Consider the following 24591-nt stretch of genomic DNA (forward strand, 5'->3'; position numbering starts at 1 on the left):
CGCTATCGAGGGCGGTATTCGGTTTTCATTTCATAGGCTTTTCGCGGTCCGTTCACCGTCCAGTGGACCGACCAAATCGGCCAGGCTGAGAAATCATAGACCGCATCATAGCTGTCTGGCGGACAATCATGATGATCCCTAGACTGCGAATGCTCCAGCTTCAATGTATGAAAAAACCGTCCGTCTTCGAAATGAACCGCAATCCCTTCGCCTGCATCCCGCCACAGGTAGCGCCGGGTGCCTGTCATCTCGGCCTGACCCGGAATGCGCAGCGTGACCTCTTCATCATAGATTAACCCATTTTCAGCCGGGCGCAGAACCGCGTGACCTTCGGCTTGCACGAACTGCCCTGCCCGCGCGTCGTTTATGGTTCGGCTCAGACTCCAGCTCCCTTCGAACTCGGATAGGCTGCGCGGCTGGGTCATTCGGCATAGGTCCCGTCGGTGGTGCCTCCGCTGTCATCGACGAACCGGATCACGTCACCCTTTTTCTGAACGTCAAAACAGGCCCACAAATCAGAGGGCGGCCAGACCGAGCAATACCGATCCTCGCGCACCGCCCAACGGCCCGCGCTTGGACCACCCGAGTAATACTGCGTCAGCATCGTTTCATCGAATGTCTGCCAGACGCCGTCCCCGTAATCGAGCTTCTGGCCGGTCAGGGCATCCAGAATCTCGTCTCCGGTCAGTGCCCGGAACTCTTCCGCGGCCAAAAAACCGGGCCAAACGGCCAAAATCAGGGCAAACCGTCTCATACTTGCACTCGTGCCTTGTTCCCTTGTGCGGCTGGGTTTAAACCCCGCGCCAACGCTCTATCCCAAACACAAAAAGGTCTCACCGCCAATGATTCCACGTTATTCCCGCCCCGATATGGTTGCCATCTGGTCGCCCGAGACCAAGTTCCGCATCTGGTTCGAGATCGAGGCTCACGCCTGCGACGCCATGGCCGATCTGGGCGTCATCCCGCGCGAAAACGCCGAGGCGGTGTGGAAGGCCAAGGACGTGGAATTCGACGTGGCCCGCATTGATGAGATCGAGGCCGTCACCAAGCACGACGTTATCGCCTTTTTGACCCATCTGGCCGAGCATGTCGGCAGTGAAGAGGCACGCTTTGTCCATCAGGGCATGACCTCTTCGGATGTACTTGACACCTGCCTGAACGTACAGCTTACCCGCGCCGCGGACCTGCTGATTGCTGACCTCGAAAGCCTGCTGGCCGCCCTGAAACGCCGCGCGATCGAACACAAGAACACCGTCCGCATCGGTCGCAGCCACGGCATCCATGCGGAACCCACCACAATGGGTCTGACCTTTGCCCGATTCTATGCTGAGATGGACCGCAACCTGTCACGCATGCGCGACGCCCGTGCGGAAATCGCCACCGGTGCGATCAGTGGTGCGGTCGGCACTTTCGCCAATATCGATCCCCGCGTTGAAGAGCATGTCTGCGATCAGCTAGGTCTGGTGCCTGAACCGATCAGCACGCAGGTCATCCCGCGTGACCGCCACGCGGCCTTCTTTGCGACCCTTGGCGTCATCGCCAGCAGCATCGAAAACATCGCCATCGAAATCCGTCACATGCAGCGGACCGAGGTGTTGGAGGGTGCCGAGTTCTTCTCGATGGGCCAAAAAGGCTCCTCGGCCATGCCGCACAAGAAAAACCCGGTCCTGACCGAGAACCTGACCGGTCTGGCGCGCATGGTGCGCGCAGCGGTGATCCCGGCGATGGAAAACGTGGCGCTCTGGCATGAACGCGATATCTCGCATTCGTCGGTCGAACGCATGATCGGCCCGGATGCGACAATCACGCTGGATTTTGCGCTGACCCGCCTAACCGGCGTGGTCGACAAGATGCTAATCTTCCCCGAGAACATGCTGGAGAACATGAACAAGTTCCCCGGTCTGGTGATGAGCCAGCGGGTTCTGCTGGCGCTGACGCAAGCAGGGGTCAGCCGCGAAGATGCTTATGCCATGGTTCAGCGCAACGCGTTGAAAGTGTGGGAACATCGCACCGACTTCAAAGAAGAACTGCTTGCCGACGCCGATGTCACCGCAGCGCTGAGCCCTGAAGAAATCGAAGAGAAGTTCGACCTCGGTTACCACACCAAACACGTCGACACGATCTTCGCCCGCGTGTTTGGCGAATAAAACCTGACCGTTCAGTCAGTTCAAAGGGCCCGGTTCGCACAACGCGATCCGGGCCCTGCTCTTTTGCCAGACGGGTCAAAATCAGCTATGGTGCGCCTATATGCCCGAACGGGAGAAATAGCATGATACGCACCATTCTCTGCGCCTTGGCCCTTACGTTTTCAGCTTCGGTCGCTTTGGCCTGTACTGGCCATTCCAAGCAAACCCAGTCCTGCGCAGACGGGACATATTGGGATTCCGAAACCCAAACATGCGCGAAAATCGTAAACAGCTGAGAATTTTATTTCCTACTTGTGAATAAAAGCGAGGCCGCGATTGTTAGCTTTTTATCAGATCGCACTATGCTTGATCAGAGCAGCCCAGAGAACGGAGTAGGAAAATGCGTCTTGTATTAGTTTCAGCTATTGCCCTTCAGGCCTTTGTGTTTGCACCGGCGGCATACGCTGCGGGCGGTGGAAGCGGCGCCGCACCCAAGCCAACGAACACAACCAAGAAATGCCTGTTTGGCCGCGTTTACGACAAGGATGCCGGGCGCTGTGTCAAGCCGGACAAGACCAACTTCACCCAAGATGAGCTGTATGAAGCCGTGCGGGAATTGGCATATGACGGCCAGTTAGAAAACGCTCAGAATATTCTACGCATTATGGATCAAGACGATGATCGTGTGCTGACCTACTGGGGCTTTACCTATCGCAAAATGGGTGAGCTTGAACTGGCTAACGTCTTTTATTCCAACGCCATCGAAACCAACCCCGACAATATCCTAGCACGCAGCTATATGGGTCAGGGCTTTGTGGCCGAAGGGAAAACCGATTTGGCAATTGCACAATGGCGCGAGATCAAGGCGCGCGGTGGTGAAGGCACCTGGGCCGAGGCGTCGCTGCGCGAGGCAATCCGCACCGGGCTGACCTATAACTACTAAGCTTCAGCCTTTCTTTACCCGACTCTCCGTAATTTGCCTGTGGAACGCAACTATGGCACCGCAGGCAGATGCAGGATACAAACACTTTGATACAGGTGGCACCGGGGGCGGCTCCGGTGACAGATCAGGCGGACAGTGAAGCGCCTCGCGTCATTCCTCGCGCGCTCAGCAACCGACAGAAGGCCGCCGTGGTCGTGCGGCTGCTGCTGAATGAAGGCGCGGATATCCCGCTAGAGGATCTACCCGACGATTTGCAGGAAAAACTGACCCATCAGCTGGGTGAGATGGGGCTGGTGGATCGTGTGACATTGGACGCAGTGGCGCAGGAGTTTGCACAGGCGCTGGACAGCGTCGGCCTGTCTTTCCCGCACGGTCTGGCCGGTGCTTTGGACGCGGTGGATGGTAAGATTGCCCCAGCTACAGCCGCGCGGCTGCGTAAGGTGGCCGGAGTGCGCCAGATTGGTGATCCCTGGCAACGGCTGCGCGAGGTACCAACCGAAGACCTGGCTGCCATGGCACAAGCAGAAAGCACCGAGATCGCCGCCGTGATGCTATCGAAACTGGAAACCGCAAAGGCCGCGCAGCTTTTGGGGAATCTGCCCGGTCCTGTTGCCCGTCAGATCACCTATGCGGTTTCGAAAACCGCCAATGTCACACCCGAGGCCGTGGAACGCATCGGCTGGTCGCTGGCGGCTCAGCTGGACCAAAGGCCGTCGCAGGCCTTTGCGGATGGTCCCGGGGCGCGTGTGGGCGCAATTCTGAACCAGTCGGCGGCCTCCACCCGCGACGGGTTACTAACCGCGCTAGACGAAGAGGATTCGGATTTCGCCAGCGTCGTGCGCCGTTCGATCTTTACCTTTGCGCATATCCCAGCCCGTATCCTGTCACGCGACGTCTCGGCGGTTCTCCGCAGGGTGGATCAGGCCGATCTGGTCACCGCGTTGGCCGGGGCCACTGCTGAGGATGACCAAGATACAACCGAATTCCTTTTGTCCAACATGTCATCGCGAATGGTCGACAACCTGCGTGAAGAAATCGGCGAACGCGGCAAAGTTAAACAATCTGAGGCTGAAGAGGCCATGACACAGATTGTTGGCGCCATTCGTGCCCTGGTTGACGAAGGAACGATCGCCCTGATCGAAGAAGACAATGAGGAATAGGCAAGCACCACGACTTAAGCCATAGGAATGCTTGTGGTCGCGGAATGTGCCTTGTATGTCTGACCCGGCAAAATGCAACAGCCGGTGAGACCAGATTATGCCCGTCGAAAAGTCGGAACTAAGCCGCGGGGCGCTTCGAAAGTATTATGTTACCGGCCTGTTTCTGAAAGGTGTAATCGGAGCAATGCGGCTGTTGCCGTATGAACGGCGTATCGCAACGATGGGGGCCATCGTACGCGGGCTTGCCCCTTTGGTCGGGTTCACCAAGCGCGTGCGCAGCAACCTGAAGCTCACCCGCCCCGACCTGTCGGACGCCGAGGTAAATCGCATCTGTCGCGCTGTACCCGACAATGCAGGTCGCGCCATCATGGAGCACTTTTCGCCAGAAGGCTTCACGGAACGGCAGGCCAGCGCCAAGGTGTCCGGCCCCGGCATTGCCGCCTTTGACGCCGCCGTGGCCGAAGGGCGACCCGTCATGATGATAACCGCGCATTTCGGTCACTACCTGGCAGCGCGGATCGCCCTGCAAACCCGCAGTGGACAGCCCATCGGATGCCTCTATCGTCGCATGGCAAACCCCTATTTCAACGACATGTATGTCGACGCGTTTTACAAAACCGGCGCGCCCATGTTCGAACAGGGCCGCCGCGGCATGGTTGAGATGGTGCGCTCCCTCAAGAGTGGCGGCATCATTGCCATCGTCTCAGACCTGCACGCCCACGGCGGGGAAGAACTGACGTTTTTTGGCAAACCGGCCGTGACATCCGTCTTGAACGCCGAATTGGCGATGAAATACAAAGCCGAACTGATCCCGTGCTATGCAATCCGCCAGCCTAATGGCATTGATTTCGAAATCGTCCTGCATGACCCGGTTCCGCATACTGACGCCAAGACCATGACCCAGTTCACCAATGATGATCTTGAGGCTATGGTAAGGCAGCACATGGGACAATGGTTCTGGATTCACCGACGCTGGAAAGCCTGGAACGGACTTGGCGTTCAGCCCGAGGATATGCCCTGATCACTTGACCTTGGTGGCGGCAACGATTGGGCCATGCCCAACCTTCTGCACAAGTACGACCGCTGGCAGGTCCGAGGTCAACACCGCCGAAAACTTCTGCGGCGCCACCCCGTCCCACTGCCCGGCGACCTGCCAGGTATCTACAACATTTGCATAGTCCAACTCATGCCCTGCCAGCTCTCCTCGGCGGATCGAGGCATGGCGCATCGGCGCATACTGCACCACGCGCACGTCAAAAAGCTCACCCTCTGGCAGTTCGACCGGCGTAACATCGACCGTGACATCGTTGCCCGAACGGGTCGCCACCACTTCGGCCTCGGGCGCAGCTTTGAGATGGGCATCGATCAGATACTCCAACTCCTGCGACTTTGCACCGACCACATCCTGCTGACCGTTGATAACCATCTGCGGCGTGTAGATCATCGACCGCCCGCCCTGACGCGCATAGGCGCGCTGACGCAGGGTGTGATTGGGATCGGCATATTCGTCCTTCCAACCAATATAGTCCCAATAATCCACATGCAGGGCCAGTCCGATCACATCGTCACGTTGTGCCAGATCATGCATCAACTCGTCGGCTGGCGGGCAGGACGAACACCCTTGTGATGTGAACAGTTCGACCACAACCGGGTCATTCTCGGCCACGGCTGAGGTGGCCAGAAACAGGGAAACAAACACAGTGACAGGAGCAATTCTGAACATATGAAATCTCGGGCTTTTGGGGTGCTTATCCGGTTTAAACGGATCGACGCTCAACCGCCAATCAAGGTTTCTTGAGATTTAAAAACAATCGCCCTTGAATTGTATACTTTAGCATACAACTTAGAAGTCAAGGTATCTAAGCCTTGAATGCACGGCAATGATGCTCCAGAAAACAATCAGCAAATCCCCAAACCCAATATTTTGAAAGGGAGGCCAACAATGCCCATTACCGTTGGAAAGGATAGCGCTAAGACACGCCGCAGCCTGAGCGTGAACGGCAAGTCCATTGCTTATTACTCGATTCGCGCCGCGCAAGAGGCCGGTCTAGGTGATTTTTCCAGACTTCCTGCGGCACTGAAAGTGGTGTTGGAAAACATCCTGCGGTTTGAGGATGACGGGTTTTCTGTCTCGGTTGATGACATCAAAGCCTTTGCCGAATGGGGCGCAAATGGTGGTAAAAACCCGCGCGAGATTGCCTATCGCCCTGCCCGCGTATTGATGCAGGACTTCACGGGCGTCCCGGCCGTCGTCGATTTGGCCGCAATGCGTGACGGGATCAAGGCGCTGGGTGGTGACGCGCAAAAGATCAATCCGTTGAACCCGGTGGATCTGGTCATCGACCACTCAGTCATGATTGATGCGTTTGGCAATCCGCGCGCGTTCCAGATGAACGTGGATCGCGAATATGAACGAAACATGGAACGCTATCAGTTTCTGAAATGGGGGCAGTCGGCGTTTGACAATTTCCGCGTTGTGCCACCCGGCACCGGCATCTGCCATCAGGTAAACCTTGAATATCTGGCCCAAACCGTCTGGAGCGACAAAGACCAGAACGGAGAAGAAGTTGCCTATCCCGATACTCTGGTCGGCACCGACAGCCACACCACCATGGTCAACGGCATGGCCGTTCTGGGCTGGGGCGTTGGCGGGATCGAGGCCGAGGCCGCGATGCTGGGCCAGCCGATTTCGATGCTGATCCCCGAGGTTGTTGGCTTTGAGCTGACCGGCGCGATGGTCGAGGGCACTACCGGCACCGATCTGGTTCTGAAAGTGGTCGAGATGCTGCGCGAAAAAGGCGTGGTTGGCAAATTCGTTGAATTCTACGGCAGCGGTCTGGATCGCCTGCCATTGGCTGACCGCGCGACCATTGCCAACATGGCACCGGAATACGGCGCGACCTGCGGTTTCTTCCCGATTGATGGCGAAACCCTGCGCTATATGCGCAATACCGGACGCGACGAGGATCGCCTTGCGCTGGTTGAGGCTTACGCCAAAGAGAACGGCCTGTGGCGGGATGAAAATTACGCCCCGATCTACACGGACACCCTGTCGCTCAACATGGGCACTATCGTTCCAGCCATATCGGGTCCGAAACGTCCACAGGACTATGTCGCGCTGACTGGCGCCAAAGCCGCTTTCACCAAGGAAATGGCTGAGACCTTCAAACGCCCGATGGCCAAGGAAGTCGCCGTCAAAGGCGAAGACTACTCCATGGATTCGGGCAAGGTGGTTATCGCCTCGATCACCTCATGCACCAACACATCGAACCCCTATGTGATGATCGGGGCCGGTCTGGTGGCGAAAAAGGCGCATGAGCTGGGTTTGAACCGTCAGCCTTGGGTCAAGACCTCGCTGGCCCCCGGATCGCAGGTTGTGACCGAATATCTTGAGTCTGCAGGGCTGCAACAGCATCTGGACGCCATCGGGTTCAACCTTGTGGGCTATGGCTGCACCACCTGCATCGGCAACTCGGGTCCGATCCAGAAGGAAATCAGCGAAGCGATTGCCGAGGGCGATCTGGTCGCTACCTCGGTTTTGTCTGGCAACCGCAACTTCGAGGGTCGGATTTCGCCGGATGTGCGCGCCAACTATCTGGCTTCCCCTCCGCTGGTGGTGGTCTATGCGCTGGCGGGCACCATGGATATCGACCTGACATCGGAACCGATCGGTCAGGACAAGGACGGCAATGATGTGTTCATGAAAGATATCTGGCCCGACCAGAAGGAAATCGCCGATCTGGTGCAGGAAACCGTCACCCGCGAGGCATTTCAGTCAAAATATGCCGACGTGTTCAAAGGCGACGACAAATGGCAGGCGGTCGAAGTTCCGCAACAGGAAACCTATGACTGGCCGCCTACCTCGACCTACATCCAGAACCCGCCATATTTTCAGGGTATGAGCCCCGAACCGGGCACCATCTCGAACATCGACGGCGCCAAGGTTCTGGCCATTCTGGGCGACATGGTCACCACCGACCACATCTCACCTGCGGGGTCTTTTGCGGCAACCTCGCCTGCGGGTAAGTACCTGACAGAGCGTCAGGTCCAGCCGCGCGAGTTCAACTCGTATGGTTCGCGCCGGGGCAATCACGAGGTCATGATGCGCGGCACGTTCGCCAATATCCGCATCAAGAACGAGATGCTGGATGGCGTCGAGGGCGGTTATACCAAAGGTCCGGACGGTCAGCAGACCTCGATCTACGACGCGTCGATGGCCTATCAGGAACAGGGCGTTCCGCTTGTGGTGTTTGGGGGGCAGCAATACGGCGCCGGGTCCTCACGCGATTGGGCGGCAAAGGGTACCGCGTTGCTGGGCATCAAGGCCGTGATCGCCGAAAGCTTTGAGCGCATCCACCGTTCTAACCTAGTTGGCATGGGCGTGATCCCCTTCGAATTTACCGGCGGCGACACCCGGAAATCTCTAGGGCTAAAGGGGGATGAGACGGTCTCGATTGATGGTCTGGATAAGGTTGAACCATTGCAAGAGGTGCCCTGCACTATCACCTATGGCGACGGCACCACAAAGACCATCACCCTCAAGTGCCGCATAGATACCGCGCCCGAGATCGAATACGTCGAAAACGGCGGTGTGCTTCAATATGTGCTGCGGAACTTGGCGAAAGCTGGTTAAACCTGCACGCTATAAAATTAAGGGCGTCCGATTGGGCGCCTTTTTTCATTTCTCATTTGGTTAAACCATCGCGGCTTTAGTTGCCTGCCGCTTTTTCCAACGCCGGACGGATCGTGCTTTCGATCACGCGCTGAGTTATCGGCCCGGCAAAGCGCAGGATGATCGTGCCCTCACCATCGATCACATAGGTCTCGGGCACGCCATAAACGCCCCAGTCCAACCCCATACGCCCCTGCTCGTCCCGTCCGATCCCGGCATAGGGATCGCCCAGTTCGGTCAGGAAGGCTTCGGCGTTGGCCAGTTGATCCTTGTAATTGATGCCGTAAACGGGGATGCCCTCATCTGACAGGGCCTGCAGGTTGGGATGTTCAACCCGGCACGGCGCGCACCAGCTGGCCCAATAGTTGACCAGCTTGACTTCTCCGTCCCGCAGCGTGGCATCATCAAACCCTGTCTTGCCCGCGAATTCCGTCAGCACCACCGGCGGCGCGGGTTGGCCTTCACGGGCGGAGGGCAGCGCGTTGGGATCATCGCGGAACATGCCGATGCCCGCCAGTACGGCGAAGGCACCGAAGATCAGCGGTGGCGCAATCATCAGGGGTGAGATTTTAGCCATTGCGCGTCATCCTTTGTTCGACCTTTTCCATCTCGGCCCGGACCTTGCGGCCACGTACGATGCTGAACACAATCAGCAGCGCCAGCAATCCGATCGAGGCCGCATAGGACCAGAGAACCGTATCCGCATATTTTCCGAGATCAGGGATCATCCGCTTACCCTTTCCCGCGCCAACAGCGCCTTGACCCGGCGCGCGCGAATTTCCGTGCCCGTGCGGTACAAAACAAGAGCAATGAACAGCAGTACAAACCCGATGATGCACAGCAAAAGTGGGTAGAAATAGATATTGCTGACCTTCTCTTCGGTATCCGCCCCGGTCACGGCGGCGGCCCGCATCACGGATGCGCCCTGATGCAGCCCCTGATTCCAAAAATTCACGGCATAGCGGCTGAGCAGCGCAAAGACAGACCCTACCAGACACAGGACCGAGGTCAGATCGGCCGCCGTATCAGGGTCTTCGATAGCTTCCCACAGTGCGACATAGCCCAGATAGAACAGGAACAGGATCAGGAACGAGGTCAGGCGCGGATCCCAGGCCCACCAGGTGCCCCACATTGGCTGCCCCCAGATCGCCCCGGTCGCCAGCGCGATCAGGGTCATCACAATACCCACAGGAGCCGCTGCACGCGCCGCCAGCGCGCTGACATGGTGGCGCCGCACAAGCCACACCAGCGAGGTCGCCAGCATCATCAGCCAGCAATTGATCGCCATCAGCGCAGCAGGCACATGCAGATAGATAATCTTGACCGTCGATCCCTGCTTGTAGTCATCCGGTGTGAAGAAGAACCCCCACACCAGCCCTACCACGATGCAGGCAAGCGATGATGCCCAGAAAAACGGCATCACCCGTTCACTGGTGGCAAGGAACTTGCGCGGATTGGCGTATTCCCAGAGGGCGTTGGCTTTGGCTGCGATAGACATGGGCCTTATCTAGTCCGAGTCGGGTTCGTTCTCAATTGACATCAGTCAAAGTTTGACCACGTCAGCGAAGGTTAATGCGCAGCACCGCTGCGCTGGCAAAGGGCAATAGGGCGATTGTCGCGGCGGTGATCCCCGCTAGCATCAACAGCGGGGTCTGGGTTTCCATCCCCGTCGCCCCACGGCGCGCGACTTCGGCCCCAAAGATCAGGGTCGGCACGTACAGCGGCAGGACCAGCAGGGATAGCAGCAATCCTCCACGTTTCAGGCCCACGGTCAGGGCCGCGCCAAAAGTGCCGATGACACTCATTGCCGGAGTGCCGATCAACAGCGATACGACCAGCCAGAAAAACCCCGGCACCGGCAGGTTCAGCAACACGCCCAAAAACGGAGCGGCCAGAACAAGTGGCAGGCCAGTGGTTAGCCAATGGGCCAGCGCCTTGATGGTCACTACCGCTTCCAACGGCAGCGGCGCGGTGGCCAATAGGTCAAGCGAGCCGTCCTCCCAATCCAGTGCAAGCAGGCGGTCCAGCGACAACAGACAGGCCAGCAGCGCGCCCAGCCAAAGAACACCCGGCGCGATGGTCGACAGCAGCGAGGATTGCGGCCCTACTGAAAACGGCACCAAAACGGTCACGATCAGAAAAAACGCCAGACCGAGACCAAACCCCCCGCCCGCGCGGAAGGCCAGTTTCAGGTCACGCAGCAACAGGGCGATCACAGGAAGCCTCCGTCGAAATCTTCTATGGGTTTGGGTTTCGCCTTGTTGCGGCCGACATCCAGAACTTCTCCGTCTAGGCCAAGGTCGATATGAGTGGCGATCAGGGCCGAACCGCCCTGCCTCAGATGCGCGCGAACGGCATCAGCGAACATCTGCACTGCATTACGGTCCAGTGATACGGTGGGCTCATCCAGCATCCAGATTGGCCGCCCCGTGACCAGCATGCGCGCCAGACCCAACCGCCGTTTTTGCCCGGCCGACAGGTTGCCAGCATGGCGATCAGACAATTCGTTCAGCGCAAAGGCGACTAGCGCGGGCTGAATTTCATAAGTGCCAAAGACCGAGGCCCAGAAGGTCAGATTCTCAACCACCGTCAATGTCGGCTTCAACCCGTCGGAATGCGAGGCATATGCGATCTGATCCTCAGCCCCGTCAATCCGCCCCGCCAGCGGCGGCTGCAACCCGGCCAGTGTGCGCAGCAAGGTCGTCTTACCGATCCCGTTCGGCCCGCGCAGAATCAACGCCTTGCCCGGCGGCAGAGCAAAGCTCAGCCCTTCAAGCACAGGAACGCCGCCACGGGCGATGGCCAGATCGGTCACAGTCAATGTCATGGGTCCCGCTTATCTCATTGCCGTCAGGCGCAAAAGGTGAGATTTGACGCAGGCCCTGCCGACAGATCAGACCGGCAATAAGGCCAGCGCAACGCGCCGCCCTTCGGACAACAGCACGTTATACGTGCGGCACGCAGCCGGAGAGTTCATGATCTCAACTCCGATCCCGGCATTTTCCAGGGCCGTGCGCAGATCAGCAGGAATGTGATTCAGTTCAGCCCCGGTGCCAATGAACAAAACGTCCACGGTGTCGGCAAGTTCCAGCAGCGGCGCGTTGTCCTCATACCCGTCCCAGGTCGTGGTTCCGGCGGGGCCTGTCAGAACGGCTCCCTCATAAACCTGCCCACCGATCCGGAAAAAGCCCGGGCCGTACCCGTCAACCGGGACTGCGTTGGTATAGGAAATCTCATTCAGGCGCATGGCCGTGTTCTAGCCCCAAAGCGGTAGGCCCGACAAGGCCGCAACCGCAATCGCCAGGTAAGCCGCAGCGCGATACAGCTTTTCATACGCGGGCCGGAACAACCAACCGCCCAGCCAGTTGCCCAGCAAATTGGGCACGGCCAATGCAAGGCCTAATGCCGCCGCCGCCCAAGTGATCCGCTCCATCCCGGTCAGGAACCCAAGGAGGAGGAAATCGAACCCGAACAAGAACAATAAAATCGTGGCGCGGATCACTTCGACCGGTATGGGGCGCGACATGTAAAACAGGATTACCGCCGGGCCGGGCAAGCCCGCCACGCCGCCCAGAAACCCGGCCGCTGCGCCAATTCCCGCAACCATCCCCCGGCCAACATGGCCGTGATACCGCATGCCAAGGATCAGCACGGCCAGCATAAACAGCGCCAGCAGACTGACGGCATAGCGGAAAACCTCGGGTTCAACTTTGGTCAGCACCCATAACCCCACAGGAAGCAACAGCGCACAGCCCACCAACAGCCGCAACAGATCCTTGCGATGCACAACATGCCAAGCGCGACGCAGGTTCGGCAATGGGCCGAAGATGTCCATTATAGTCAGGCCGATGATGGCTCCGAATGGACCAAGGAATGGTGTGGAAAGAGGAAGGAAAATCAGTGCGGTGCCGAATCCGGAAAACCCGCGTACAACGCCGCCGAGGAAAGCCGCTAAAATGATAACGGCCAGCCCCATTGGGGACTGGCCGAATATATCAGGCGTCGATGTTGGCAAACTGATTGCCCGCCGTATTGGACGGCTTGGACCAGTCGCGTTTGACCCCCAGCCACAGCAAGATGGTCGAAGCCACAAAGACCGAAGAATAGGTTCCCACGATCACACCCCAGATCATCGCAAAGACGAAACCTCGGATCACATCCCCACCCAACACGTAAAGCGAAATCAGCGCCAGTAGCGTGGTCACTGAGGTCATCACCGTCCGGCTGAGCGTTTCGTTGATCGAGATGTTCAGAACCTCTTTGAGATCTTTCTTCTTGTACTTCCGCAGGTTCTCACGCACGCGGTCGAACACGACCACAGTGTCGTTCAGCGAATAACCCACGATGGTCAGAAGCGCCGCGATAATGGCCAGATCGAACCGGATCTGTAGTTCCGAGAAAATACCGATGGTCAGAATCACGTCATGGACCAACGCGGCAACTGCTCCCAAAGCGAATTGCCATTCGAAGCGCAGCCAGATGTAGACCAGCACGGCGCCAATCGCCAAAACCACCGCGATCACGGCAGTCTGGATCAACTCACCGGAGACCTTTGGGCCGACGGATTCGACGGACACAAATTCTATATCCGGCGCTGCCACCTTCAGCGCCTCTTCCACGGCGGTAACCGTCGCGGCCGAGACGGCCTCGGCATCGGCTTGCGCCTGAATGCGGATCATGGCGACGTTTTCATCCGGCCCAAAGGTTGGGTCGAAAATCTCGGTGATGCTCACGTCGCCCAGCTCCAGCGGAGAGATCGCGTCGCGATAGGCACCGACGTCGATTTCTTGTGCGGATTGGGTCCGGATCGTGGTCCCGCCACGGAAATCGATACCGAAGTTCAGCCCCTGCAGCATGAAAGACGTAAACGCCACGACCATCATCAGGGCCGAGATACCCAGCCAGACCTTCCAGCGGCTGAAGAAATCGAACGAGGTGTTCTGGGGTACGAGTTTCAGTCTCATGTCAAACCTCGATCATTTTCGGACGACGGCGTTCGAACCACATCACGATCATCAAACGCGTCACGAAGATCGCGGTAAAGACCGAAGTCAGAATACCCAGGCCCAGCGTAATCGCGAACCCGCGCACCGGCCCGCTGCCCATGGCAAACAGAATCACGGCGGTGATGAAAGTGGTAACGTTTGCGTCCAGAATAGCCGACAGGGCTTTTTCATAACCCAGCTCAATGGCACGCGCCGGGCCTCTGGCGGATTTCAGTTCTTCGCGGATACGCTCAAAAATCAGCACGTTGGCGTCCACCGCCATACCGACCGTCAGGACAATCCCCGCAATACCCGGCAGGGTCAGCGTGGCCCCGATCAGCGACAGCAGGCCGAACAGCAGCCCGACGTTGATGATCAGCGCAATGTTGGCAAACACGCCAAACAAACCATAGCTAAGCGCCATGAAGGTCAGCACCGCGACAAAGGCTACGATGGTTGCCACTTTACCGGCATCGATGCTGTCTTGCCCCAGCTCGGGACCGATGGTGCGTTCTTCAAGGAACTCCAGCCCCGCAGGCAACGCACCCGCTCGCAACAGGACCGCCAGATTGGTGCTTTCTTCAACGGTGAAGTTACCGGTGATGATACCCGACCCGCCCGGAATATGGCTTTGGATCACCGGGGCCGAGATCACCTCGTCATCCAATACAATCGCAAAGGGCGCGCCGATGTTTTCCAGCGTGTAGTCGCCAAACTTGCGTGCGCCGGATGTGTTGAACCGGAAACTGACTGCCGGGCGACCGTTCTGGTCGAACGAGGGCTGCGCGTCGACCAGTTCCTCACCCGTCACAACCGGGGCGGATTCGATGATGTAATAAACGCCATCTTCGTCAATGGACGGGACGACCTCTTGCCCTATCCCCGGAACAGCGTCCGGGTCGGTGCCGCGACTGACGACCGAGTTGAAAGTCAGTTGAGCGGTGGTGCCGATGATCTCTTTCAGTTCACCTGCACTGCCAATGCCCGGCACCTGAATCAGGATACGGTCTGCACCCTGACGCTGAATTGTGGGCTCTCGCGTACCGACCTCGTCAATCCGGCGGCGGATGATTTCCAGAGCCTGCCGCACGGTTCGATCGTCCGAGGCCAGCTTTTCGGCCTCAGACAACTGCACGACGATGGTGTCACCATCGGCGCGGGCTTCGATATCGGTAGCCCCCACTCCGGTCAGCGTCTGCACCTGACGGGCCAGACCGCGTACAACCTCCAGCGCGCGGGACATGCCCTCGGGCTGGCTGATGCGAACGCGAATCTCATCCGGTGCCGAATCCTGCCGTCGGATCGTACCAACAGTCGCGCGTTCATCGCGTAGCGCGTCACGGATTTCCGGCCACATCGCCTCCATCCGGGATTCGTAAACATCTTCGACCTTCACTTCGGCCAGCAGATGCGCACCGCCACGCAGATCAAGACCCAGATTGACCAGTGACGATGGCAACCAGTTGGGCCATTGCGCCGCCTGTGCCTGCATCTCGGGGGTGTCGATGCCAAGTTCAATTGCGGCCTTGGCATCGTTGGATTGCTCGACGCGCGTGTAAAACGCATTCGGCAGGGCCATCAGCAGACCGATCACACAGACCGACCAGATCAGAACCCGCTTCCAGGTATTAATTTGCAGCATTACCCTGCCTTTTCAAGGAATTGTCGCGCGAAGTTACTTCGCCGGTTCGGTCTTGTTCAGAACCTGCGCAATAGTCGACTTGACCACACGAACCTTGACGTTTTCGGCCAGTTCAACCTCGACTTCGTTCTCGCCTTCCTTGACTTTCGACACCTTGCCGATCAGACCGCCCTGGGTGACAACTTGATCACCCCGGCGCACGGCCTCGACCATGGCCTGATGTTGCTTCATCTTCTTCTGCTGCGGACGGATCAGCAGGAAATACATGATCGCGAAGATCAGGATCAGCGGGAGAAACTGGGCGAATGCGCCACCTTCCATGGGATATTCCTTTTGCTTTGGATTGCGGCACGGTTCCGCAAATTTGGCGGGAACCTATGCCCTGAGATGCGCCTTTGCAAGCAAAGGCGGTGCTGTGACCCACCTGAACCTGATCCCAACGCATGAACTCGCGTCAAAGCGTTGCAGATATGTCCTAGCCAGAGGCCTGAACTCAGCTATAGTCAAACCTGAGGAGGGACAATGACAGCTCGTTACAAGCCATTCCAATCGTTGACGCTTTTGCTGTCATTGCTGGCCTTGATTTTGTGTCTTGCAGCACCGCTTGGGGCACAGGAAACGCCCGCCGATATCGTTGAACCAGAGGCCGAGGAAACAGACAGTTTCAAAGCCCCCGTCATCGTGGACGGCGATATGCTGTTCTTCCTGCGCGGCTCTAGCGCCCTGCCCGCGCCGGAACGGGCGGAAAGTGTCCAGAACAAGATCATCGAGGTTGCCGAGGCCTCAGAAGACCCCTCGGTCGACATTTCATTCGAAGAGACCGAGCTTGGCATCCGAATTCGCGCGGATGGTGTGATCGTGTCCATTGTGACCGTGGCAGATGCTGATCTGGACCAGATGGAGCTGGATGTTCTCAGCTTCCTACACGGTCAGGCCATCGAAGAAGCCATCCTTGCCTATCGGGCTAATCGCACGGAACAGGCCCGCGTATCCGGCGCGATCGAAGCCGCCGCGTGGACCCTTGGGTTTGCCGTTTTTATCGTTGCGATCCTGTGGATGCATCGCAGGATCAGGCGGCGCACGCTAAAATTTGTCAAACGCCACTTGCGGGATGTGGAAACCGCCACTGCCAAAAGTGTTCAGGCCGAGGCGATTGCCGCACTGGTCAGGTATGGTCTGAATTTCGTTCTGCTCATTATCTTCTTCCTGGGCTTCTACTACTACCTGTCCTTTGTTCTGCTCGCCTTTGCCGAAACCCGCTATTTTGCGCAATTGCTACTGACCTACCTGACCGAACCGGTTCTGCTGATCTTCAAAGGCATTCTCTCTTACATCCCCAACATGATCATGCTGGCCCTGATCACCTGGGTCACGATGTACATCATCAAGGGCATGCGCGTGTTCTTTGATGCCGTTGAGGCCGGGTCGTTCGATATGGGCGATTTCGAGAAGCATTGGGTCAACCCGACCTTCAATATCGCCCGCGTCGTCGTCATCCTCATCGCGCTGGTTTTCGCCGTTCCTTACATTCCGGGGTCGGACTCGGCCGCGTTTCAGGGCCTGACCATATTGGTTGGCGCTATGCTATCGCTGGGGGCGAATTCGGTCGTGTCCAACATGCTGGCTGGATTATTCGTTATCTACCGCCGCTCAACCTCGATCGGGGACCGTATTCAGATCGGGGACCACATTGGCGATGTGGTGCAGATCAAGCTAATGGAAACCCACCTGAAATCCATCAAGAATGAGCTGATATCGATCCCCAATGCGCAATTGATGAATTCGGATGTCGTGAATTTTTCAAAGAAAACAGATGGTAGTGGGCTTTTACTGCACACCACAGTCGGCATCGGATACGAGGAGCCACCTGAGAAGGTCGAGGCTATGCTGATCGAAGCCGCCAAGCGCACCAAGGGGATCAAAACCAAGCCCGAGCCGTTCGTGTTGTGGACTGCACTGGCCGACTACGCGATAAATTATCAGATCAATGGCTATACGACGCGGGGCAGTATCATCCCCAAAATCCGCTCGGATCTGCACCGCAACATCGTGGCAGTGTTCAACGAAAACAACGTGCAGATCATGACACCGTCTTACATGGCCGATCCGCCCGAACCGAAGATACCCGCCGAAGAATGGGACGGGCATCTGGCGCATGAAACACACGAGGACACCGATAAGTCGTAACCGGTGCTACACCCTGCCTTTCAGATAGTGCATAAGCGATCCTAGTGATTCACGCATTAAGGATCTGAACCATGCACGACATCCGCGCCATTCGCGAAAACCCTGACGCCTTCGACGCCGCGCTGGCGCGCCGTGGGGATGCGCCGGTGTCGTCAGATGTGCTGCGGCTGGATGAAAGCCGCCGGGCCAAGATTCTGGCCGCCGAAACCGCTCAGGCGGAGCAGAACAAGGCCAGCAAGGAGGTCGGTGCCGCCAAAGCGCGCGGGGACGAGGATGAATTCCAGCGTCTGCGCGCATTGGTGTCTGAGAAAAAGACCGAAATCGCCCGCATGCAGAACGAGGCCAAGGATCTGGACGCGCTGCTAACCGACCAACTGGCACGCATCGCCAACCTGCCCGCCGAGGATGTGCCGCAAGGTGTGGATGAGAACGACAATGTCGAGGTGAACCGTTGGGGCACCCCGCGCGAACTCGATTTTGCTCCGAAAGAACACTTCGACATTCCCGCCGTTGCCGCTGCGATGGACTTTGAAACCGCCGCCAAGACCAGCGGCAGCCGTTTTGTAAACCTGTCGAAGGGTGTCGCGCGTATCCACCGTGCGTTGGCCCAATTCATGCTGGACACCCATATCGACAAGAACGGTCTGACCGAGATGCAGACTCCGGTTCTGGTCCGCGATGAGGCGATGTACGGCACTGATAAACTGCCGAAATTCGGCGATGACAGCTATCAGACCACCAATGGCTGGTGGCTGATCCCCACATCCGAAGTGACGCTGACCTATTCAGTGGCCGGTGACATTCTGGACGAAGCCGCCCTGCCCATCCGCATGACCGCCCACACGGCCTGTTTCCGGTCCGAGGCGGGCAGCGCGGGCAAGGACACCGCAGGCATGCTACGCCAGCACCAGTTTGAAAAGGTCGAAATGGTCTCGATCACACATCCCGACAAGTCGGATGAGGAACAGAAACGCATGCTGCGCTGTGCCGAGGACCTGTTGGAGCAGATGGGCATCCCCTACCGCACCGTCGTTCTGTGTACGGGCGACATGGGTTTTGGCGCGCGCCGCACCTTTGATATCGAGGCTTGGCTGCCCGGGCAGGACACGTACCGTGAGATCAGCTCGGTCTCGACAACCGGAGCTTTCCAAGCCCGCCGCATGAACGCACGTTTCCGCCCCGAAGGTGGCGGCAAACCGGAGTATGTCCACACCCTGAACGGTTCAGGGCTGGCGGTCGGCCGCTGCCTGATTGCGGTTCTGGAAAATGGACAGAACGCGGATGGCACCGTGACCCTGCCCGAAGTGCTGGCGCCATACCTGGGCGGTAAACGAACACTGCAGCTGGACGGCACACTGGCATAAAAAAACCGGCACCCGCATTGCGTAGTGCCGGTCTTGCAGAACGTAAGGCGAAGGAGGATTACTTCTTCGTCTTTTTCTTACCCGTCTTCTTTTTGTCTTTCTTGGGCTGGTCTTTTTTCTTACCGCCCTTCTTGGACTGATCTTTTTTCTTACCGTCCTTCTTAGACTTTTTGTCCTTCTTGGCCTTGGCCTTCACCTTGTCCTTGGCCTTTGAGATCGCGGCTTCCATCTCTTGCAGCTTTTTGGCGGCCTTTTCAGCCTTGGCCTTGGCTTTGGCCTTCTTGCGCGCCTTGGCTTCTGCGGCGGCTTTTTCCTCGGCAGCTTTGCGCGCGGCCTCTTCGGCACGTTTCTCGGCGGCGGCGGCTGCAACGGTTTTCCGGGCGGCGGGCCTGCGCGTCACAGGTTTGCGCGCGGGCGCGCGTCTGGCTGTCTTGGCCGCAGTTGGCTTTTTGGCTGCAGGTTTTGCCGCAGCCGCTTTCGCTGCGGGCTGGGTTGCAATCGCCTCTTTCGCCGCGGCGATTAGCAGAGGCGCGCTAGAGGCACCAATTCGGGGAACCTTGACCAAGTCGGCAGGGCTGGCTTTGGCAAGGGCTTCAGCGGTTTTGTACCCATTGGCGATCAGCGCCTGTCCAAGCGCCTTGCCTACACCCTTAACGTCGGTCACTGCGGTCATAACTAAGCCTTCCTTTCTCTCCCTACATTTTCAATTGAATGCACACTGGACACAGATGCCTGCTAATCGGCAAGCATTTTCGGCGACGTCATTGCGTCAACTGCCATGAGCCAGAGTGCCGGTTCTATCCTCTTTGGGGAATGGCACGAGACGCTTGGCATCTTCGTCCCAGAGTTTCAAATTCAGCGCCGCCACCGCCTCGGGGAACTTGATCCGACGCGGGGTGAATTCAGGCGGCAAGTTATAGTGGCACGCCCGCAGTCGATAGGAGGGAATACGGGCGTTGAAATGGTGGATGTCGTGCAGTGTGATGCAGGCAACAGCATTGTCGAACCACCAGCCGAAATCCAATGCAGAAGACCCCTGAAGGGCAGCCAGTTGCGGATCAAGGTCCGGGCGGCGGTCCCAATACGTATCTTCGAAATTATGTTGCAGGTAGACCAGGAATACACCCAGCATGCCCCCCAGCAACGAGAACACCAGCCAGACCAGAATACCGGTCGTGCCCGCGATCAGATAAAGCAACCCCAGGAAGATCACGATCGACAGATTGTGCAGCAGAACTCCGGTCACACCAAACCGTACCGTGTTTTTGGGCCAGCGGTAGCGAATGAAATAGGTGAAAAGCGCACCAACCGGAACCAGAATGAACGGGTTGCGGTAAAGCCGGTAGAACAAACGCTTTTTCCAGTCTGCAGCGTTCCATTCCCGCAGGGTCATCGTGTGAATCTCACCCGTTTCGCGGTGTTCCAAATTACCGATCCCCGAATGGTGCAGGTTGTGGTTCTGCTTCATCACTTCGAATGGCGCAAAGGTGAAGGGCGACAAACCGTGCCCGGCCCATTCATTCTGTTCGCGGGTCTCAAACAGGGAATGGTGGCCGCAATCATGTTGCAAAACGTAAAGACGCACAGCTGAAAAGGCAAAGACGATCCCGGCAGGGATCATGATGTACCAGCGGTCGACATAGATAATTGCCAGCGTCAGCGACGCGAAATAAACGGCGAAGGTCCCAAAATAGCTTAGCGCGGCCAGCCGATTGTCCTGTACCGCATATTGTCGCGTATATTCCCGCAAATTCATTCAGCCTGTCCCCACGTTTGGCCCAATTAATATCACCACGAAACTATTTGCGTTTTGCTTGTAATCAAGCAGCGCGCACAAAAAACAGATGCACACAGGCGAATGCTAGCCTGCGGCAGCGGGACTGTCACGCCTTTCAGCCGAAAGTGCTGAAAATTGGCGCAGTTACGCGCGACCTTTGAGATGTTTGGCCAGAGCGCCCGCGTTTTTCTTGCGTCGCCCCTTATAGGGATTTTTGTCACCCTGCCCACGCAATGTCAGGCGGATAGGCGACCCGGGCATATCGAAATCCTCGCGCAGGCCATTCACCAAATAGCGGGTGTAGCTGTCTGGCATCTTGTCGGGATGTGAACACATCACCACAAACCCAGGGGGACGGGTCTTGGCCTGAGTCATATAGCGCAGCTTGATCCGGCGGCCCTGCGGCGCTGGCGGCGGGTGCTGCTCCAGCATGGCCGTCAGCCAGCGGTTCAGTGCTGCTGTGGGTACACGACGGTTCCAAACGTCATGCGCACGCAGGATGGCAGCGCGCAGACGTTCCAGCCCCCGACCAGTCTTGGCAGATACGGTGATCAGCGGTGCGCCACGCAATTGCGGCAACAGACGATCAAAGGACTCTTTCAGATCGCGCAGCTTTTCCTGCTTGTTCTCTTCGATATCCCATTTGTTAACGGCGACAACGACGGCGCGGCCTTCGCGCTCGGCCAAATCAGCGATGCGCAGGTCCTGCTGTTCAAACGGAATGGCTGCGTCCAACAACACCACCACGACCTCGGCAAATTTTACGGCGCGCAGACCGTCGGACACAGAAAGCTTTTCCAGCTTTTCCTGCACCTTAGCCTTCTTGCGCATGCCCGCCGTGTCGAAAATCCGCATCGGGGTGCTGTCGCCATCGGGATCGGCCCAGTCAATCCGCAGGCTGATCGCATCGCGGGTGATACCAGCCTCGGGGCCGGTCAACAGGCGGTCTTCGCCGATGATCTTGTTGATCAGTGTGGACTTTCCGGCATTTGGCCGCCCGACTACCGCAACCTGCAGCGGCTTGGCGGCTGTGATCAGCGGCGCCTCGCCCTCGCCGTCTTCGTCCAGTTCGATATCGGTTTGCGGGGCATCATCCTCGGCCTTCTCAGCCGCGGCATCTGCCAGCGGCATGAGTTGCGCATAAAGGTCTGTCATCCCCTCGCCATGTTCGCCCGACAAGCGCACGGGCTCACCCAGACCCAGATTATACGCCTCAAGCACACCCGCATCCGCCGCACTTCCTTCGGCCTTGTTGGCGGCAAGGATCACATGTTTCGAGCGTTTGCGCAGGATCTCGGCGAACATCTCGTCCGTTGGGGTTAACCCCACCCGCGCGTCGATCATAAACAGGCAGACATCGGCCATATCCACCGCGCGCTCGGTCAGGCGACGCATCCGTCCCTGCAGGCTGTCATCGGTCGCGTCCTCAAGACCCGCTGTGTCGATTACGGTAAAGCGCAGATCGCCCAGACGCCCTTCGCCCTCGCGCAGGTCGCGCGTCACGCCGGGCTGGTCGTCGACCAGGGCCAAGCGTTTGCCCACAAGGCGGTTGAACAGAGTGGATTTGCCCACATTCGGGCGCCCCACGATGGCGAGGGTCAGCGACATGATACTCAACTTTCAAGACTCAGACGCGCCCTTTAGCGCATCTTGCGATCAACGGAAAGCGTGTAGATCACCTTTGGTCGAAACGACATACAACGTCTGCCCGGCCACTACCGGGGCCGTGGTGGCGCCGCCGGGAACCTCGACGCTGTTGACCAGCGTGCCGTCGACCGGGTTAAAGAACCGCAGGAAACCGTCATTCGACGCGACAATGATGCGCCCACCGGCCAGGATCGGGCCATAGTGTGCAACGATTGGACCACGGCGTTTGGGCTTGTCCTTGACAAAACCGGGCAAATCCTGCGCCCAGATGATCGAACCATCTGCCCTGTTCAACCGGACCAACTGACTGCGGTCACTGATCAAAAACAGGCTGTCACCGGCAGGCCAGGCCGTATCCACAGCCCCCTCATCCGCTGTCCAGATCCGCTCACCCGACGTGGCGTTAAACGCCACGGTGCGGCCCGAGTGATTGCCGATATAGATCGTATCGCCCACCACCATTGGTCCGCCGGTCACATCCACGATCTGTGCGGCCGCACGTCCCCGGCGCCCACCCGCGACCGAAGCGTTCCAGCGCCCGATCCCCCCCTTGCGGAAAGACGCGGAAATATCGCCCGAACCAAAGGCAAAGACGGCAAACTCCTGTGCAATCACAGGGGCCGGAGCCCCCAGAACATTGCCCACGCTTGGCGTACCCTGAACTTGCCACGCGATGCGGCCGTCCTTGGTGTTCACGGCCCAGCCGGTTTCATCACCTGCTACCAGATACAACAAACCATCATTGACCAAAGGTGCGCCGTTTCCTGGGGCATTCAGGCGTTTTTGCCATTTGATCGCCCCAGTTTTCGCATCCAACGCCGTCAGACGCCCAAACCCGGACGACACGTAAAGCACACCATTGGCATAGGCCAATCCGCCGCCGGTCGCGTCCGCGTCGCCATCATTGGCCGGGATAAGACTCTTGCTCCAGGCCACCTGTCCCTGCGGTGTAACCGCGGAAACGGTCGCGCCTGCATCCAGCGTATAAATCAGGCCACCGGCCACAATAGGTTCTGCGGTGATGCGACGCTTGCGCGAATCCCCATCCCCGATCGAGGTCGACCACACACGCTGAGGCGTCGCGCGCAGTGCCGCGTTGCCGGTGCGAAATGCGGGCGTACCGGCGCTTTGCGACCAATTGGCGTTGGCTTTTTGCGCAGGCAGGCTGATCGGTTTCGAACCCTGGGTTACCAAAGTCACGTTGTCAGAGGTGGGCCGAATGTCTTCACGGGCACCTGGCAGGATGACTTCGGGTTCCTCACATGCGGCAAGAACACTCAGCGATAGGGCCGCAGCCGTCAATCCAATGCGGGAGAAAAGACTTGTCACCATGATACTCCGAACTCGCCTGTCATTCTAATTGCCGCCGGTTCAGCCCTGCTGGGCCACCAGTGGTTCCGGTTCGCCGCCAAGCGCGACAATCAATTGCGCGGCGCGTTGCTGAAGGTCCACGCCAATCTCGGCGTCCTGCCGCATCGCCTGTAGACGCTCGATTGCTGCGTCCGCATTCCCCTCGGCGACATCAATCAGTGCCAGTTGTTCTTCGGCCAACAAGCGCAGCGGTGCGCCCGGCGCAGACAGCGCCTCGAACTGCTGACGGCGATCCGCCACGGGCAAAGTGTCACTTTGCAGCAGCAGCGCCTTGAATGTAGCAATCGCACGATAAATTTCCGGCAGATCACCCTGAACAGCGATGGCGTTCAGGCTGTCCACAGCCTCTTGCCGCGACCCGGCCTCAACCTGCGACGAAGACAGCAACATGTTCAGAACCGCATCACCGCCGGGTGTTACCGCATCAATGCTGGCCAGGCTGCTTGCACGTTCGGCCGAGTCATTCTGCGCGAGCGCGCTGAGAATCTCGTCACCCAGCTTTTCAGCCTGACCGGTGGTACGGGCCTTGCGAACCTCGTTAAATGCGGCCCCGCCAACGATGAGAACCACGGCCAGAACGCCGATCCAGCCCCAACGACGCAGCAGCAGATACAGGCGATCACGGCGAACCTCTTCGGTCACCTCATCAATAAAACTGTCGACGTCGCTCATCCCTGCTCCCTGGGCTGTCACATTTTCTATGGCGCCATGTCATAC

The 24591-nt window shown here is 58.3% G+C and carries 25 protein-coding genes; 7 read left to right on the forward strand and 18 right to left on the reverse strand.

What is annotated here, in order from left to right:
* Positions 1-2: 2 nt before the first annotated feature.
* On the reverse strand, positions 3-425 hold the full coding sequence (locus ACR3EP_RS07245; protein WP_425080433.1) for a DUF6314 family protein: 423 nt from the start codon (positions 423-425) through the stop codon (positions 3-5).
* On the reverse strand, positions 422-754 hold the full coding sequence (locus ACR3EP_RS07250) for a hypothetical protein (protein ID WP_480637047.1): 333 nt from the start codon (positions 752-754) through the stop codon (positions 422-424). Before ACR3EP_RS07250 ends, ACR3EP_RS07245 begins: the two co-directional genes overlap by 4 nt.
* 88 nt (positions 755-842) lie before the next feature.
* Between ACR3EP_RS07250 and purB the strand changes: the two genes are divergently transcribed.
* The 4 genes from purB to ACR3EP_RS07270 all read left to right on the forward strand — a co-directional run bounded on the left by purB (position 843) and on the right by ACR3EP_RS07270 (position 5250).
* Positions 843-2147 (forward strand): adenylosuccinate lyase, encoded by a 1305-nt coding sequence (gene purB / locus ACR3EP_RS07255; protein WP_170349097.1) that lies wholly within the window; start codon positions 843-845, stop codon positions 2145-2147.
* A 379-nt stretch (positions 2148-2526) separates the two neighbouring features.
* On the forward strand, positions 2527-3069 hold the full coding sequence (locus ACR3EP_RS07260; RefSeq protein WP_170410300.1) for a tetratricopeptide repeat protein: 543 nt from the start codon (positions 2527-2529) through the stop codon (positions 3067-3069).
* A 68-nt stretch (positions 3070-3137) separates the two neighbouring features.
* Positions 3138-4229, forward strand: coding sequence for a flagellar motor switch protein FliG (locus ACR3EP_RS07265; RefSeq protein WP_480637049.1), 1092 nt, complete (start codon positions 3138-3140; stop codon positions 4227-4229).
* Positions 4230-4326: 97 nt separating this feature from the next.
* Positions 4327-5250 (forward strand): lysophospholipid acyltransferase family protein, encoded by a 924-nt coding sequence (locus ACR3EP_RS07270; protein WP_170349100.1) that lies wholly within the window; start codon positions 4327-4329, stop codon positions 5248-5250.
* On the opposite strand, the gene ACR3EP_RS07275 is transcribed toward ACR3EP_RS07270, so the two are convergent.
* Entirely contained in the window at positions 5251-5952 is a 702-nt protein-coding gene (locus tag ACR3EP_RS07275) for a DUF1223 domain-containing protein (protein WP_480637051.1), read from the reverse strand. It lies immediately after the preceding gene.
* A 219-nt stretch (positions 5953-6171) separates the two neighbouring features.
* Here ACR3EP_RS07275 and acnA point away from each other — a divergent pair, with 219 nt between their 5' ends.
* The gene (gene acnA / locus ACR3EP_RS07280) at positions 6172-8862 is read left to right on the forward strand and encodes an aconitate hydratase AcnA (RefSeq protein ID WP_480637052.1); all 2691 of its coding nucleotides are present in this window, start codon (positions 6172-6174) and stop codon (positions 8860-8862) included.
* Between the two features lie 76 nt (positions 8863-8938).
* Here acnA and ACR3EP_RS07285 read toward each other — a convergent pair whose 3' ends face one another.
* From ACR3EP_RS07285 to yajC, 10 genes are all read right to left on the reverse strand, one after another.
* Positions 8939-9478 (reverse strand): DsbE family thiol:disulfide interchange protein, encoded by a 540-nt coding sequence (locus ACR3EP_RS07285; RefSeq protein WP_170349103.1) that lies wholly within the window; start codon positions 9476-9478, stop codon positions 8939-8941.
* Positions 9471-9629, reverse strand: coding sequence for a heme exporter protein CcmD (gene ccmD, locus ACR3EP_RS07290; RefSeq protein ID WP_170349104.1), 159 nt, complete (start codon positions 9627-9629; stop codon positions 9471-9473). The genes ACR3EP_RS07285 and ccmD overlap by 8 nt, the downstream gene beginning before the upstream one ends.
* Positions 9626-10399, reverse strand: coding sequence for a heme ABC transporter permease (locus tag ACR3EP_RS07295; RefSeq protein ID WP_170359058.1), 774 nt, complete (start codon positions 10397-10399; stop codon positions 9626-9628). The genes ccmD and ACR3EP_RS07295 overlap by 4 nt, the downstream gene beginning before the upstream one ends.
* 61 nt (positions 10400-10460) lie before the next feature.
* Positions 10461-11117 (reverse strand): heme exporter protein CcmB, encoded by a 657-nt coding sequence (ccmB, locus tag ACR3EP_RS07300; protein WP_170349106.1) that lies wholly within the window; start codon positions 11115-11117, stop codon positions 10461-10463.
* Complete coding sequence (gene ccmA, locus ACR3EP_RS07305; protein WP_480637054.1) at positions 11114-11728, reverse strand: heme ABC exporter ATP-binding protein CcmA; 615 nt, start codon at positions 11726-11728, stop codon at positions 11114-11116. Before ccmA ends, ccmB begins: the two co-directional genes overlap by 4 nt.
* 66 nt (positions 11729-11794) lie before the next feature.
* Positions 11795-12148 (reverse strand): Mth938-like domain-containing protein, encoded by a 354-nt coding sequence (locus ACR3EP_RS07310; protein WP_170549508.1) that lies wholly within the window; start codon positions 12146-12148, stop codon positions 11795-11797.
* 9 nt (positions 12149-12157) lie between these two features.
* A complete protein-coding gene (locus ACR3EP_RS07315) occupies positions 12158-12916 on the reverse strand; it encodes a TSUP family transporter (protein ID WP_480637056.1) in 759 nt (252 codons plus the stop codon).
* Positions 12897-13865, reverse strand: coding sequence for a protein translocase subunit SecF (secF, locus tag ACR3EP_RS07320; RefSeq protein ID WP_170349109.1), 969 nt, complete (start codon positions 13863-13865; stop codon positions 12897-12899). Before secF ends, ACR3EP_RS07315 begins: the two co-directional genes overlap by 20 nt.
* Position 13866: 1 nt before the next feature.
* Positions 13867-15528, reverse strand: coding sequence for a protein translocase subunit SecD (gene secD / locus ACR3EP_RS07325; protein ID WP_425080423.1), 1662 nt, complete (start codon positions 15526-15528; stop codon positions 13867-13869).
* Between the two features lie 33 nt (positions 15529-15561).
* The gene (gene yajC, locus ACR3EP_RS07330) at positions 15562-15849 is read right to left on the reverse strand and encodes a preprotein translocase subunit YajC (RefSeq protein ID WP_058280646.1); all 288 of its coding nucleotides are present in this window, start codon (positions 15847-15849) and stop codon (positions 15562-15564) included.
* A gap of 201 nt (positions 15850-16050) precedes the next feature.
* On the opposite strand from yajC, the gene ACR3EP_RS07335 reads away from it, so the two are divergent.
* Positions 16051-17715, forward strand: a complete 1665-nt coding sequence (locus tag ACR3EP_RS07335; protein ID WP_425080422.1) for a mechanosensitive ion channel family protein — start codon at positions 16051-16053, stop codon at positions 17713-17715.
* A gap of 71 nt (positions 17716-17786) precedes the next feature.
* Complete coding sequence (gene serS / locus ACR3EP_RS07340; protein ID WP_480637057.1) at positions 17787-19079, forward strand: serine--tRNA ligase; 1293 nt, start codon at positions 17787-17789, stop codon at positions 19077-19079.
* Positions 19080-19137: 58 nt separating this feature from the next.
* On the opposite strand, the gene ACR3EP_RS07345 is transcribed toward serS, so the two are convergent.
* The 5 genes from ACR3EP_RS07345 to ACR3EP_RS07365 form a co-directional block, all read right to left on the reverse strand.
* Entirely contained in the window at positions 19138-19752 is a 615-nt protein-coding gene (locus ACR3EP_RS07345; protein ID WP_480637059.1) for a helix-hairpin-helix domain-containing protein, read from the reverse strand.
* Between the two features lie 96 nt (positions 19753-19848).
* Positions 19849-20835: a fatty acid desaturase gene (locus ACR3EP_RS07350; protein ID WP_170375865.1), complete on the reverse strand. Its 987-nt coding sequence runs from the start codon at positions 20833-20835 to the stop codon at positions 19849-19851.
* Positions 20836-21000: 165 nt separating this feature from the next.
* Positions 21001-22464, reverse strand: coding sequence for a ribosome biogenesis GTPase Der (gene der, locus ACR3EP_RS07355; RefSeq protein ID WP_170396259.1), 1464 nt, complete (start codon positions 22462-22464; stop codon positions 21001-21003).
* A gap of 48 nt (positions 22465-22512) precedes the next feature.
* The gene (locus ACR3EP_RS07360; RefSeq protein ID WP_480637062.1) at positions 22513-23835 is read right to left on the reverse strand and encodes a PQQ-like beta-propeller repeat protein; all 1323 of its coding nucleotides are present in this window, start codon (positions 23833-23835) and stop codon (positions 22513-22515) included.
* 39 nt (positions 23836-23874) lie between these two features.
* Positions 23875-24546 (reverse strand): hypothetical protein, encoded by a 672-nt coding sequence (locus tag ACR3EP_RS07365; RefSeq protein WP_170349117.1) that lies wholly within the window; start codon positions 24544-24546, stop codon positions 23875-23877.
* Positions 24547-24591 lie beyond the last annotated feature (45 nt).

Source organism: Ruegeria sp. BB10 (assembly GCF_056535725.1).